This window comes from Geodermatophilus sp. SYSU D00079, assembly GCF_054050635.1.
The window spans coordinates 148,346-160,837 of sequence record NZ_JBJGZS010000001.1; the positions used below are offsets into that span (position 1 = coordinate 148,346).

The following is a 12,492-nucleotide window of genomic DNA, read 5'->3' on the forward strand; positions in this document are numbered from 1 at the left end:
CGTCCGGACGGGTCCGGCTACCGGTGGTGGCCTCCGGCGCCGGGCCTCCCCGGTCGGGCCGGCCCAGGGGCCGGGTCCCGCCCGAGCGGGGTCACACCAGGTGGAACAGCGGGGTCAGCCCGGACAGCTCGAGCACCCGCTCGAAGCGCCGCGACGCCTGCCGGATCTCTGCCGGGCGGCCGTCCTGGCGGGCCGCCTGCGCCCACCGCGCCAGGAAGCTCAGCCCGGCGGAGTCGATGTAGCCCAGTGCGGACACGTCCACGGCCAGGACCCGCAGCGGGTCGACCGCGTGCTCCCGGGTGAAGTGCTGCAGCACCGGGGCGTCCACGTCGCCGACCAGGCACAGCAGCTGGCCACCGGCCTCGTCGTGGACCGTGATGCGTCCGGACAGCTCGTCGGGCGCATCCGACCACCGGTCGCCCGGACCGCGGAGCCCGGCCCCGCACACCCGGGCCCGGTCGCTCACGGGGTGGTGGACAGCAGCCCCAGCTCCTGGGCCTTGACCACCGCCTCGAGCTGCGAGCGGACGCCGAGCTTGGTGTGCAGGGACTTCACGTAGCCGCGGCAGGTCTCCACGGTGATGCCGAGCACCCGGGCGATCGACTTCACCTGCATGCCGCGGCCCAGGCAGTCGAGCACCTCCTGCTCGCGGCGGGTCAGGTGCGGCCGCGGCTCGTCGACCTGGCCGGGGGCGCTGCCGGCGGTGGGCGCGGCGGAGAACGTGGACGGCGCGACCAGCATCTGGCCGGTCTGCACGCGCGTGAGGACGTCGATCATCTCGGCCAGCGAGCCGTCCTTGGGGATGAAGGCGGACGCCCCGGCCTGCGTGGCGCGCACCACCCACCCCGGGTCCCGGTGGGCGGTGACCACCGCGACGACGGCGCCGGGGGCCACCTGACGCAGCCGGCGGGTGGCCGCCAGGCCGTCCTCCCGGCCGGGCATCTGGATGTCCATGACCACGACGTCCGGCTGCGTGTCCTCGGCCATGGCGATCGCCTGGGCGGCGGAGTGGGCGGTACCGACGACCTCCATGCCCCCGGCCTGCAGGGCGATGCAGAGCATCTCGGCGAAGGTGCGGTGGTCGTCGACGACCAGCACCCGCGGCGGGGTCAGCGTGCGCCGGCTGACGGCGGTGGAGCGGTCCTGCGAGGTGGGCTGGTCGAGCTGGGCGAGCGGCAAGGAGTCCCCCGTGCGGTCGGGCCCCGGTGTCGGAGCGCGCCACCATGGAAAGTGAGCGTTCACATCACGCGGAAGAGTCCGGGACCAACTCATGACGAAGGTCCCTGCTCCGGATCGGCGAGACCGAGCGTGTCGGAACGGTCGGTATCGGATCCGCCTCGTGCCGCACACGCAGCGTCAGTCCGACGGCGTCCCCACCGGCGTCCGGTCCGCGGTCGTCCGGCCCGGCAGGACCCGGCCGAGCACCAGCGTGCCGATCCCGGCGAGCACGACGGTGAGCAGGGCGGTCCGCAGGTCGACCGCGTCCGCCAGGGCGCCGATCAGCGGCGGGGAGACGAGGAAGCCGATCCGCAGCAGCCAGTTGATCACCGCCAGACCCACCCCGTGCGGCAGCGCCGGCAGCTCGTCGGCCGCGGCGTACACGGCCGGGACCAGGGTGGCCACGCCCAGTCCGGCGAGGGCGAAGCCCGCGACCGTCCCGGGCACCGACGGCCACGCCAGGGCCAGCCCCATCCCCGCTGCGGTCAGCGCGCCACCGGCCCGCGCCACCCGGCGCTGACCGAACCGGTCGACGACCCGGTCGCCGGTCAGCCGCCCGACGGTCATCGCCACCGACAGCGCCACGAAGCCCAGCCCGGCGGTGGCCGCCCCGGCCAGGAGCTCGGTGCGCAGGTAGAGCGCGCTCCACGAGGCGCCGGCGTCCTCGACGAACGCCCCGCACGCGGCGAGGACGCCGAGCACCGCGAGCGCCGGGACGGCGGCCCGGCGGCGCGGACGCTCCCGCGGCTGCTCGTCGGCATCCGGCTCGGGGTCGTCGCGGCCGGGGAGCAGCGCGCGGGAGGCCACCAGCGCCACGGCGCCGAAGACGACGGCCGAGCCGGCCAGGTGCGCGACGAGCGGCACCCCCAGCCCGGCGGCGACCGAGCCGAGCAGCCCACCGGCGACCGCACCGATGCTCCAGATGCCGTGGAAGGCGTTGAGGATCGACCGCTGGTAGAGCCGCTGCACGCGCAGGCCGTGCGCGTTCTGGGCGACGTCGATGATCGCGTCGAGCGCGCCGACCACCAGCAGCGCCGCCGCGAGGCCCAGCCAGTTCGGCGCCACCGCCACCGTCCACACCGTGACGCCGAGCAGCACCAGGCCGTAGGAGGCGACCCGGCCGGATCCGGACCGGCGGATCAGCGCCGCCGACGACAGGCCGGCCACCAGCGCGCCGAGCGGAACCGCTGCGAGGGCCGCGCCGAAGGCGGTGCTGCTGAGCCCCAGCTGCGCCTTGACCTCCGGCAGGCGTGGCACGAGACCGGCGTAGAAGACGGCGTTGGTGAAGAAGCAGGCGGCGACGGCGGCGCGGGCGCGGCGCAGGCGTGCGGTGTCGGGCGGAGTGGTCTGCACGGTGTCCTCGGATCGGCCCCTCAGCCGGCGAGCCGGATGAGGGCGGAACGGATCTGGGCGGCGTTCATGGGGTCGGTGGACAGCGCGCTGTGCAGGACCAGCCCCTCCACCAGCGCGTCGACCTCGCGTGCGGTGACGGGGTCGAGGTGGCGCTCGAGGCTGCGGCGGCTGCGGGACATCCAGTCCTGGGTGACCGCGCGCAGGGCGGGGTCGCGCGCCGCGGCGACGTAGAGCTCGACGGCCAGGACCAGGTCGCGCTGGGAACCCAGCAGGTCACCGGTGAGGTGCTCGACCAGCACCTCCAGCGCCGCCGCCCGGTCCGGGGCCGCCCGCATGCGCTCGTCGAAACGGGCCGCGACCGTGTCGACGTGCCGGGTGAACGCCGCGGCCAGCAGCTCGGTCAGCGAGCCGAAGTGGTAGGTCAGCGACCCCAGCGGGACGTCGGCCGCGCGGGCGATGGCCCGGTGGGTGGCGGCGGCGACGCCGCGCGTGGCGATGACGTCGAGGGCGGTGTCGACCAGCCGGTCGCGGCGCCCCGGGTCGTGGCGGCGGGCCCGCCGCGCCGGCGCGGGAACGGCGCTCACCGGGCCCCGGCGTCCACCGTGCGGACGACGCGGGCCGGGGTGCCCACGGCGACCACGTCGGCCAGCAGGTCGCGGATGGCCACCGCCCCGGCGCCGACGACGCTGTCGGCCCCGATCGCCCCGAGCAGCTCCAGCAGCCGCCGGCGCAGCGGGGCCTGGCGGACCGTCGTCGCGTCGTGGGCGGCTGCCCGGCCCAGCGCGCGGCCGTTGGCCTCGGCGGGCTCGGGGGCGTCGGCGGGATAGGGGTCGCCGGCCAGCATCCGCTCGCGCGTGGTCCGGACGTCGCCCGCGTCGGGCCGGCAACTCATGAGAACAAGCGTACACAACGGTCGGGTCGCGTCCGCGCCATGCACTTGGCCCCCCAATCGTTGGCGCACCTCGTACCTTGGGGGCGTGACGACCGGACAGCCCCCCTCCGCCGAGGACGTGCTCGCCCTGGACCGGCAGGTGTGCTTCGCCCTGTCGGTGGCCGCCCGCAACGTGGTCGCCGTCTACCGGCCCGTGCTCGAGCCGCTCGGCCTCACCCATCCGCAGTACCTGGTGATGCTGGCGCTGTGGCAGCACGGGACGCTGTCGGTCAAGGAGCTGTCCGGCCTGCTGCAGCTGGACCCCGGCACGCTCTCGCCGCTCCTCAAGCGCCTGGAGGCCGCCGGGCTGCTGCGCCGCGAACGGGACCCCCGGGACCAGCGCAACCTGGCCCTGGCACTGACCGACAAGGGCACGGCACTGCGCGAGCAGGCCGAGCGCATCCCCGCCGGCATCCTCGAGCGCCTCGGCATGCCGGTCGAGCAGCTGATGAGCCTGCACGAGGCGCTCACCCAGGTGATCGCGGCCTCCCAGCAGGCCCTCGGACACCCCGCCACCGACCCGCAGGCCACGGTCGCCTGACTCCCCGTGACGAGAAGCACCCCCGGTCCACGGACAATTGGTGCCCCAATCCTTTGCGCCCCCATCGTCCTCCGGGACCATGAGGGGGTGACCGTCGTCGAGCAGGAACACAGAGGCCCCATGACCGAGCCCGAGCAGGACACGACCGAGCCGGTCATCCGGCCCGCACCGCACCGCTGGCTCTGGTACGCCTTCGGCGGCGGACTGCCCGCGCGCCACCGCGGCTGGGTGCTGTTCGACACCACCACCGGCACGTGGTGGGCGCGCCACATCGCCCGCATGCTCGTCCAGATGTCGGTCCCGATCGCGCTGATCATGGTGTTCCTGCCGGCCCCCTGGGGACTGCGCGCGGCGGTCGCCGGCGGTGGCATCGCCCTCGGGCTGCTCTACTCGCTCGCCTACATGCCCGAGACGACGGAGAACCGCGTCGTGAAGGCCGGCTACCCGGTCGGCACGGCCACCGCGCACCGCGAGCAGGCCGCCCACCGGCGCGACCTGCGCGACAGCGAGCGCCGCCGGGCGGCCGCCGCCAAGCGGGCCGCCCGCTACCGGGAGCGCACCGGCCGCTGACCGGCGGAGCCCGGCCCGGAGGGACGGGAGCGCCTGAGCGTGGCGGCGGCCGGCCCGGGTGGCGCGGAGGTGACGCTCGGCGACAGACGTGGACGGACGGCTCCTCGGCGCGCATCATTGGCAGTCGCCGGGCACGAGTGCCAGCCCGGCCCGTCCTCCGAGGAGCGCCCAGCCGTGCCGACCTACCAGTACGCCTGCACCAACGCCGACACCCGGCACGAGTTCGAGGTCGTCCAGTCCTTCACCGACCCCGCGGTGAGCGAGTGCCCGCAGTGCGGCAGCCCGGTGCGCAAGGTCTACGGCTCGGTCGGCGTGGTCTTCAAGGGCTCGGGTTTCTACCGCACCGACAGCCGGTCGAGCTCCTCGGCCGGCGAGTCGACCGGCGGCTCGGCGAAGAAAGAGCCGGCCGCGGCCACCTCCTCGTCGAGCACCTCCTCCTCGGCCGGCTCGTCGTCGAGCAGCTCGTCGTCCTCCAGCTCCTCGACCAGCAAGGCCGCCGCCAGCTGATCCCCGGGACGGCGCCGTCCACAGGGCGGCCCGTCCTCCACAACCGCGCGGTGGCCCGACCGCCGGGGGCCGGTGGCCGTCAGCGTGAGGCGCATGGTCCGCCTCCGCCGTCCCCGCTCCCTCGTGCACGCCGCCCGGCAGCTGCTCGCCGCCCTGCTCGCGTGCGCCGCCCTGGTGCTGGCGTTGCGGCCGGCTCCCGGGCCCGCCGCCGCCGACCCGCCGGCCACCGTCCCGGTGGTCGTCGCGGCCGAGGACCTGCCGCCAGGGGCGGTGCTCGCCCCTGGTGACCTCACGGTGGCGCGCTACCCACCCGCGCTGCGACCCGGCGGAGCCGCCGCGGCCCCGGAGGTGCTGGCCGGTGCGACGCTCGCGGCGGGCCTGCGGGCCGGGGAACCGGTCACCGACGCCCGCCTGGTGGGCGCGGGGCTGACCGCACTGCTCACCGGGGGTCAGGTCGCTGCGCCGGTCCGGCCGGCCGACCTCGCGGTCAGTGCCCTCGTCCGCCCCGGCGACCGGGTCGACGTCCTGGCGACCACACCGGAGGCCGAGCGCGCCGAGGTCGTCGCCGCCGGAGCGCTCGTCCTGGCCGCCCCGGGTCCCGACGGCACCGGCGAGGGGCTGCTGCTGATCGCCGTGGACGACGCCACCGCCGCACTGCTGGCCGCCGCGGCGAGCAGCGCCACCCTCACCCTCAGCCTCCCGCCTGTCGGTGCTTGACCGCGGTCGCCCACCTCGGCTGGATGAACCCCATGCTGAAGGGCTTCAAGGACTTCCTCCTGCGCGGCAACGTCGTCGACCTCGCGGTCGCGGTGGTGATCGGTGCGGCCTTCACCGCCGTGGTCACCTCGTTCGCCGACTCGTTCCTGACCCCGCTGATCGGCCTGGCCGGTGGCGGCGGCGAACTCGGCGGCTCGGTCGAGGTGAACGGCCAGACGTTCACCTGGGGCGCGTTCGTCAGCCAGGTGATCACGTTCGTCCTCACCGCGGCCGTCGTCTACTTCGTCGTCGTGCTGCCCATGAAGGCGCTCGTCGAGCGGCGCAAGCGCGGCGAGGAACCGGGTCCGGCCGAGCCCACCCAGGTGGAGCTGCTGATCGAGATCCGCGACCTGCTGCGCGCCCAGCAGGGGGCCGGCCCCGGCCAGGACCCGTCCGGCCCGGGCACCACCACGCTGCCCGGGCGGCTGTGACCGGTCAGTCCCTGCCCCAGTGCGGCGGCCGGTCCTCCAGGTAGCGACGGTCGTCGGCGGAGCGGTCGTCGGGCCGCTCGCCCCAGCCGACGTCCCGGTCATCCGGCGCCCGCTCGGCCGGCACCACGGCGGGCGGCGGGGGTGGCTCGACGGGCGGGCGGCCCAGCCCCTCGAGGACCACCGCGCCCGGCAGCGTGGCCAGCGCCGCGCCCGCCAGTGCCACCTTGCTGCCGCGCGTGCCGGAGCCGACGACGACCACGTCCGCCGCGACGACCAGCGGGTCGACCAGCACCGGCCAGGACGGCGGGAGCCCGAGCGGGGTGATGCCGCCGTAGGCCATGCCGCTCTCGGCCACGGCGACGTCCTGCGGTGCGAACGACGCCTTGCGCGCCCCGAGGTGCCGGCGCACGACGCCGTTGACGTCGGCCCGCGTGGTGGCCGGCACGAGGCAGGCGGCCAGCATCGTCTGACCGGCCCGGCGGGCAGCGACCACCACGCAGTTGGCCGAGGCCTCCAGCGGGACCCCGTAGGCCTCGGTGAAGGCGGCCGTGTCGGCGAGGGCGTCGTCGATCTCCGCCACCCAGGACGGCGCGGCGAGCTCCCCCAGTGCCGAGGCGACCGGGGACGCGAGGAGATCGGGCCGGTCGAGAGCCGGGAGCCAGGTCAGGGAGCCCAGCTGCGGAGCGGGCGAGGAGGACGGGGCCACGCGGTGATCCTGCCCCGGTGGCCGGATCCCGGCGGGAACGGGCCGGATCCGCGCTGGTCGGGGGCGGGACGCCCGGTGAGGATGGGGCCATGATCGGCCAGTTGCACTCCGTCGTCATAGACGCGCCCGACGCGCACGCGCTCGCCACCTTCTACGCCGAGCTGCTCGGCATGGAGGTCAGCCGGGGCGGCCCCGGCGACGACTGGGTGGTCGTCACCGGGCAGGGCCACCGCCTGGCGTTCCAGCAGGCGCCGGACCTGCAGCCACCGGACTGGCCCGACCGCGACCGGCCCCAGCAGTTCCACCTGGACGTCCGCGTCGCCGACATCGAGGAGGCCGAGCCGAAGGCGCTGGCCCTGGGCGCCCGGAAGCTGCCCGGCGGCGGTGGCGACTTCCGCGTCTACGCCGACCCGGTGGGCCACCCCTTCTGCCTGGTGTGGGACGCGTGAGCACCGAGCTGCCCGCCGCCGACCTCACCTCGGCCAGCCGGTTCGTCGCCGCGACCGGCTTCACCGTGGCCGAGGTCAGCGGCACCCGGGTGACCGGCACGGTGGAGGTGGGGCCGGACCAGCACACGCCGTGGGGCGTGGTGCACGGCGGGCTGTACTGCACCGTCATCGAGTCCGCCGCGAGCATCGGCGCGAGCGCGGCGGTGGTGGACCGCGGGCAGTTCGCCGTCGGGGTGAACAACAACACCGACTTCCTGCGCGCCTGCACCACGGAGCGGCTGGACGTGGTCGCCGAACCGGTCCAGCAGGGCCGCACGCAGCAGCTGTGGCAGGTGCTGCTGACCCGGGCCGACGGCAAGCTCGTCGCCCGCGGTCAGGTGCGGCTGCAGAACGTGCCGCTGCCGGGCGCCTGAGCACCCGCCGCCGGCCGGTCCGGGCCGGGCGGTCCACCCGTTCGGAGGGCACCACCCCCGCGCTGCCTCAAGCCGGCCCCCTCCGCTCCCGATGACCCGGGAGCACACACCGTCCTGCAGGGAGCTCTCCGTGATGATCACCGCCCGGGCCCGACCGGCCCCGGACACGCAGGTCGCCGCCGAGGTGATCCGGCTGCTCGACCGGCGCGCGGCGCTGCGGCACCCTCCGGTGACCCTCACCGTCTCCGACGCCGTGGCCCTCGGCATCGCCGGGCTCTTCCGCAGCCCCTCGCTGACCGGCCAGGTGCTCGACCGGTTCCACGGCGGGGGCACGGTCGGCAGCGACGAGCTGATCGAGGCCGCCCGGTTCGAACAGGGCTTCGCCTCCCCGGAGGGGCACGCCGCGCTGCGCTGCCTGATCCTCTGGGTGCAGGGCCGGCTGCACCAGCAGGACCGGCGCACCCCCTCCGCGGGCTGACCCGCCCGGCCCCGCCACCGCCGGACGGCCGGCCACCCGCGGTCCGTCCAGCCGGCTCAGTAGGCGCGGCCGACCACGGCCAGGGCGCCCGGCTCGTCGTCGCCGTCCGGCAGGCCGCCGTCCGGCCGCACCTGGCAGCGGACCGTGACGCCCTGCTCGGCCAGCCGCGCCTCCCCCTCGGGGCCCAGCCGGGCCCAGGGGATCCGCGCCCACCCGTCCCGGGCAGCGGCCAGCGCCTCCTCGACCGACGGCACGTCGGCCGTCCGCTCGGCGAGCCGGGTGCGCGCCTCGGCGAGCAGCCGGGCCTGGTCCTCCTCCAGCGCGCGCCCGGTCTCCTCCGCCACGCGGTCGAGCGGGACCGGCGCGGACCCGCCCGGGATCCGGCGGACGACGACGGCCCGCCCCTCGGCGAGGTCCCTCGGCCCGAGGTCGACGCGCACCGGGACGCCCTTGAGCTCCCAGTCGACGGCCCGCCGCCCGAACGGGACGTCGGCCCGGTCGTCGAGCTCCACGCGCACCCCGCGTGCCCGCAGCTCGCCGACGAGCGCCCCGGCGGCCCCGGCCACGCCCTCCCCGGCGCGGGCCACGACCACCACCGCCTGCACCGGCGCCAGCCGGGGCGGCAGCCGCAGGCCTGCGTCGTCCCCGTGGCTCATGACCAGCCCGCCGACCATGCGGGTGGACGAGCCCCACGACGTCGTCCAGGCCAGCCGCCGCTCGCCGTCGGCGCCCAGGAAGTCGATGTCGAACGCCCGGGAGAAGTTCTGCCCCAGCTCGTGACTGGTGCCCATCTGCAGGGCCTTGCCGTCGCGCATCATCGCCTCGCAGGTCAGCGTGTTGACCGCACCGGCGAAGCGCTCCCGGCGGGTCTTGCGCCCCGGCACGACCGGGATGGCCAGCACCCCGGTCATGACGTCGGCGTAGACCTCGCGCAGGATCCGCCGGGCGTAGGCGGCGGCGTCGGCCTCGGTGGCGTGCGCGGTGTGCCCCTCCTGCCAGAGGAACTCCGTCGTCCGCAGGAAGACGCGGGGGCGCAGCTCCCACCGGACGACGTTGGCCCACTGGTTGAGCAGCAGCGGCAGGTCGCGGTGGCTCTGCACCCACCTGGCCATGTACTCGCCGATGACCGTCTCGCTGGTGGGCCGGACGACGGCGGGGACCTCCAGCTCACGGCCGCCGGCGTGCGTCACGACCGCCAGCTCCGGGCTGAACCCCTCCACGTGCTCGGCCTCGCGCCGCAGGTAGGGCTCCGGGATCAGCAGCGGGAAGTAGGCGTTGCGGGCGCCGGCGGCCTTGATCCGGTCGTCGACCTCGCGCTGCAGCCGCTCCCAGATCGCGTAGCCGTGGGGCCGGATCACCATCGTCCCGCGGACCGGGCCGTTCTCGGCCAGCTCGGCCTTGGCGACGACGTCCTGGTACCAGCGCGGGAAGTCGGTGGACTGGCTCGGGAGCACGGACGGGCGGGCCATCCGCGCACCCTGGCACGGCGGGGCCGGTGCGCGCCGCCCAGTTACCCGGGGACCTGCTCCGGGTCCAGCACCACCTCGAACAGGGCGCGGGGGTCCTGCAGGGTGGCCGGCGGGCGCGCCGCCGACCGCGGCACCACGCGGTCCCACCGGGCGGGACGGCGGTGCGGCAGCAGCTCCCGACCCTGGAAGAGGTACTCCCCCACGACCTCACCCAGCAGCAGGCCGGCGCCGTGCTCGACGGGCAGGCCGACCCGGTCGCCGGGGCGCACCTGGTCGAGGAAGGCCGACAGCTGGCGGAGGTCCTTGGCGGGGCGCCGGCCGGAGATCTCCTTGGACAGCGCGCGCAGCTCGGCCGGGGTGAGGCCGGTGGCGTCGACGTCGATGCCGGACTGGGTGCCCAGCCCCACGACGCCGGCGGCCAGGCAGGCACCGAGCTCGTTGTGCGCCCGCGGTCGCACCACCCAGACCCGCACGCCCTCGGGTGCGGGCGCCGGCGGGACGTCGTCCGGCTCGGGCCAGACGTAGGGCAGGTCGTCGGGCTCGGTGCCGAAGCGCTCGGTGAACCGCGGCCGGTAGAACTCCGGCTCCTTGGCCAGCAGGTTCGACCGGTGGGAGAGGTGCAGCGCCTCGTCCCCCACCCAGGAGGGCAGGAGCCCGGCGCGGGCCAGCTCCTCCTGGGGCACGCCGACCACGTCGGGCGCGAACTCGGCGATCAGCGGGTACGTGCTGTCGGCGAACCCGCGCTCGCGCCACACCCGGACCATCGCCAGCCCGTAGGCGACCAGCGCCGGCGTCCGCCCCCGCCACATCCGGACGACAGGGTGCGACACCCAGCCGTAGTCGGGCAGCTCGAGGGCCCGGAGCACCTGCAGCGTCTCGACGCGCTGCTTGCCGAGGCGGGGGGAGTCCAGGAGCCGGGCGCTCTCCTCGAAGTCGGCGACGGGCAGGAAGGTCTGCATCGCCGCCCCTCCTTCCCGGGCCGGCGCGGGGTCAACCGCCCGGCGGCTCGAGTGCGGCCAGCGCCGCGGTCCACCGGGCGCAGCGCTCGGTGTCGTCCTGCTCCCACCAGGGGGTCCCCCGCTCGCCGAGGCCGGTCTTGGCCAGCCGGACACGGGCCCGGGCGGCGGCCACGGCGGCGTCGTCCCCGGCGGTCCGGACGGCGGCCCGCGCGACCCCGAGGTGGTGCAGCAGGCGGGCGCGGACCTCCTCGGGCAGTGCCGGGTCGGCGGTGCGCCAGCGCCGGCCGTCGACGACGATCCAGCGGCCGTCGTCGGTGCGGCCGACCTCCCGGCTCACGCGGCCGGGCTCACGCCGCCAGGCGGCGGGCCAGGTCGGGCAGGACGGTGCCGAGCGGGGCGTCGACGCGGACGTCGACCTTCGCGTCCCCACGGGTGGGGCCGAGGTTGACCAGGCCCACCGGGATGCCGAGCTTCTCCGCCCGCAGCACGAACCGGTAGCCGCTCATGACCGTCAACGAGGAGCCGAGGACCAGCAGGGCGCCGGCGTCCTCGACCATCGCGAAGCAGGTGTCGACCCGGTCGCGGGGCACGGTCTCGCCGAAGAACACGACGTCGGGCTTGAGCGGCCCGCGCCCGCAGGCCAGGCAGTCGACCATCACGAACCCGTCGAGCACCTCGTCGGGCAGCTCGGCGTCGCCGTCGGGGTTGACCTCGTCGGCGTGCGGGCCGAAGTGGGGGTTCGCGGCCTGCAGCCGCTCGTCGAGCGCGGCCCGGCTCGCGACGTCCCCGCAGGCCAGGCAGATGGTGCGGTCCAGGCCGCCGTGCAGCTCCAGGACGTCGCGCGCCCCGGCCGCCTGGTGCAGCCCGTCGACGTTCTGCGTGATGACGCCGGTGACCAGACCGGCGGCCTGCAGGTCGGCCACGGCGCGGTGCCCGGCGTTGGGCCGCGCCGCCCGGATCTGCCGCCAGCCGACGAAGCTGCGCGCCCAGTAGCGGTGCCGGCCGCGGGGGTCGCGCAGGAAGGTCTGGTAGGTCATCGGCGTGTGCCGGCGCAGCGACCCGGTGGCGCCGCGGTAGTCGGGGATGCCGGAGTCGGTCGACAGCCCCGCGCCGGAGAGGACGACGACGTCGCCGTCGTCCACCAGCGCGGCGAGGTCGTCGAGGGCGGCCGGGTCGACGGCCGGGGGCTCGGCGACGGTGGGCAGTGCGGTCACCGGGCCATCGTCCCCTCCGAACCCGGTTCGCGCCGCCGGCTCAGCCGGCCGCCAGCTCCCGGTCCAGCCGGCCCAGCAGGTCCTCGTACACGCGGCGCAGGCCCTTGGGGGCGAAGGTGCGCTCGAAGAAGCCGCCGATCCCGCCCGCGCCGTTCCAGGTGGTGCGGACCCGCACGGTGCTGCTCCCGGCGTCGGCCGGGTGCACCGTCCACGTCGTCACCATCGACGAGCGGGTGTCGGCCTCCACGAGCGTGGTGGCGTCGGGCTGGGTCACCTCCACCAGCTGGTCGCGCACCCGCTTGGAGGTGGCGGCGAACCGCCACGCCACGCGGGTGCCGGCGCCCTGCCCGCCGGCCTCGACCCGGTAGTCGCTGAACTGCTCGGGCAGCACCCGCCGCCGGGTCTCGGGGTAGTCGGCGAGGGCGGCGACCACCCGCTCCGACGGGGCTCTGACGACGCGTTCGGCGGTGGCCACGACCTGTCCCATGCCCCCATCC

The 12,492-nt window shown here is 76.2% G+C and carries 19 protein-coding genes; 8 read left to right on the top strand and 11 right to left on the bottom strand.

Features of this window, described 5'->3' with window-relative positions; translation table 11 throughout:
- Positions 1-91: 91 nt before the first annotated feature.
- The 5 genes from ACI79E_RS00715 to ACI79E_RS00735 form a co-directional block, all read right to left on the bottom strand.
- A complete protein-coding gene (locus ACI79E_RS00715; RefSeq protein WP_456930624.1) occupies positions 92-466 on the bottom strand; it encodes an STAS domain-containing protein in 375 nt (124 codons plus the stop codon).
- On the bottom strand, positions 463-1,179 hold the full coding sequence (locus tag ACI79E_RS00720; protein WP_456930625.1) for a response regulator transcription factor: 717 nt from the start codon (positions 1,177-1,179) through the stop codon (positions 463-465). The genes ACI79E_RS00715 and ACI79E_RS00720 overlap by 4 nt, the downstream gene beginning before the upstream one ends.
- Before the next feature lie 177 nt (positions 1,180-1,356).
- The gene (locus ACI79E_RS00725) at positions 1,357-2,571 is read right to left on the bottom strand and encodes an MFS transporter (protein WP_456930626.1); all 1,215 of its coding nucleotides are present in this window, start codon (positions 2,569-2,571) and stop codon (positions 1,357-1,359) included.
- 20 nt (positions 2,572-2,591) lie between these two features.
- A complete protein-coding gene (locus ACI79E_RS00730; protein WP_456930627.1) occupies positions 2,592-3,155 on the bottom strand; it encodes a TetR/AcrR family transcriptional regulator in 564 nt (187 codons plus the stop codon).
- Entirely contained in the window at positions 3,152-3,463 is a 312-nt protein-coding gene (locus tag ACI79E_RS00735; protein ID WP_456930628.1) for a hypothetical protein, read from the bottom strand. The genes ACI79E_RS00730 and ACI79E_RS00735 overlap by 4 nt, the downstream gene beginning before the upstream one ends.
- Before the next feature lie 85 nt (positions 3,464-3,548).
- On the opposite strand from ACI79E_RS00735, the gene ACI79E_RS00740 reads away from it, so the two are divergent.
- The 5 genes from ACI79E_RS00740 (at position 3,549) to mscL (ending at position 6,307) form a co-directional block, all read left to right on the top strand.
- Positions 3,549-4,043: a MarR family winged helix-turn-helix transcriptional regulator gene (locus tag ACI79E_RS00740; protein WP_456930629.1), complete on the top strand. Its 495-nt coding sequence runs from the start codon at positions 3,549-3,551 to the stop codon at positions 4,041-4,043.
- Positions 4,044-4,163: 120 nt separating this feature from the next.
- Positions 4,164-4,613, top strand: coding sequence for a DUF5313 family protein (locus ACI79E_RS00745; protein WP_456930630.1), 450 nt, complete (start codon positions 4,164-4,166; stop codon positions 4,611-4,613).
- A 174-nt stretch (positions 4,614-4,787) separates the two neighbouring features.
- Complete coding sequence (locus tag ACI79E_RS00750; protein WP_456930631.1) at positions 4,788-5,120, top strand: FmdB family zinc ribbon protein; 333 nt, start codon at positions 4,788-4,790, stop codon at positions 5,118-5,120.
- Between the two features lie 93 nt (positions 5,121-5,213).
- Positions 5,214-5,837, top strand: a complete 624-nt coding sequence (gene cpaB, locus ACI79E_RS00755) for a Flp pilus assembly protein CpaB (protein ID WP_456930632.1) — start codon at positions 5,214-5,216, stop codon at positions 5,835-5,837.
- Positions 5,834-6,307, top strand: coding sequence for a large conductance mechanosensitive channel protein MscL (gene mscL, locus ACI79E_RS00760; protein ID WP_456930633.1), 474 nt, complete (start codon positions 5,834-5,836; stop codon positions 6,305-6,307). The genes cpaB and mscL overlap by 4 nt, the downstream gene beginning before the upstream one ends.
- 4 nt (positions 6,308-6,311) lie before the next feature.
- Here the strand turns inward: mscL and ACI79E_RS00765 are convergent, their stop codons facing one another.
- A complete protein-coding gene (locus ACI79E_RS00765; RefSeq protein WP_456930634.1) occupies positions 6,312-7,013 on the bottom strand; it encodes a YbaK/EbsC family protein in 702 nt (233 codons plus the stop codon).
- Between the two features lie 89 nt (positions 7,014-7,102).
- On the opposite strand from ACI79E_RS00765, the gene ACI79E_RS00770 reads away from it, so the two are divergent.
- From ACI79E_RS00770 to ACI79E_RS00780, 3 genes are all read left to right on the top strand, one after another.
- Positions 7,103-7,462 (top strand): VOC family protein, encoded by a 360-nt coding sequence (locus ACI79E_RS00770; protein ID WP_456930635.1) that lies wholly within the window; start codon positions 7,103-7,105, stop codon positions 7,460-7,462.
- Positions 7,459-7,875, top strand: coding sequence for a PaaI family thioesterase (locus ACI79E_RS00775; RefSeq protein ID WP_456930636.1), 417 nt, complete (start codon positions 7,459-7,461; stop codon positions 7,873-7,875). Before ACI79E_RS00770 ends, ACI79E_RS00775 begins: the two co-directional genes overlap by 4 nt.
- A gap of 133 nt (positions 7,876-8,008) precedes the next feature.
- On the top strand, positions 8,009-8,353 hold the full coding sequence (locus ACI79E_RS00780; RefSeq protein WP_456930637.1) for a hypothetical protein: 345 nt from the start codon (positions 8,009-8,011) through the stop codon (positions 8,351-8,353).
- A 56-nt stretch (positions 8,354-8,409) separates the two neighbouring features.
- Here the strand turns inward: ACI79E_RS00780 and proS are convergent, their stop codons facing one another.
- From proS to ACI79E_RS00805, 5 genes are read right to left on the bottom strand one after another with little or no spacing between them, the layout of a single operon-like run.
- Positions 8,410-9,822, bottom strand: a complete 1,413-nt coding sequence (gene proS, locus ACI79E_RS00785) for a proline--tRNA ligase (RefSeq protein WP_456930638.1) — start codon at positions 9,820-9,822, stop codon at positions 8,410-8,412.
- Between the two features lie 41 nt (positions 9,823-9,863).
- Positions 9,864-10,781: an MSMEG_6728 family protein gene (locus ACI79E_RS00790; protein WP_456930639.1), complete on the bottom strand. Its 918-nt coding sequence runs from the start codon at positions 10,779-10,781 to the stop codon at positions 9,864-9,866.
- A gap of 31 nt (positions 10,782-10,812) precedes the next feature.
- On the bottom strand, positions 10,813-11,118 hold the full coding sequence (locus tag ACI79E_RS00795; RefSeq protein WP_456930640.1) for a biopolymer transporter Tol: 306 nt from the start codon (positions 11,116-11,118) through the stop codon (positions 10,813-10,815).
- Positions 11,119-11,128: 10 nt separating this feature from the next.
- A complete protein-coding gene (locus tag ACI79E_RS00800) occupies positions 11,129-11,995 on the bottom strand; it encodes an NAD-dependent protein deacetylase (RefSeq protein WP_456930641.1) in 867 nt (288 codons plus the stop codon).
- Between the two features lie 40 nt (positions 11,996-12,035).
- Positions 12,036-12,482, bottom strand: coding sequence for an SRPBCC family protein (locus ACI79E_RS00805; protein WP_456930642.1), 447 nt, complete (start codon positions 12,480-12,482; stop codon positions 12,036-12,038).
- Between the last annotated feature and the right edge of the window lie 10 nt (positions 12,483-12,492).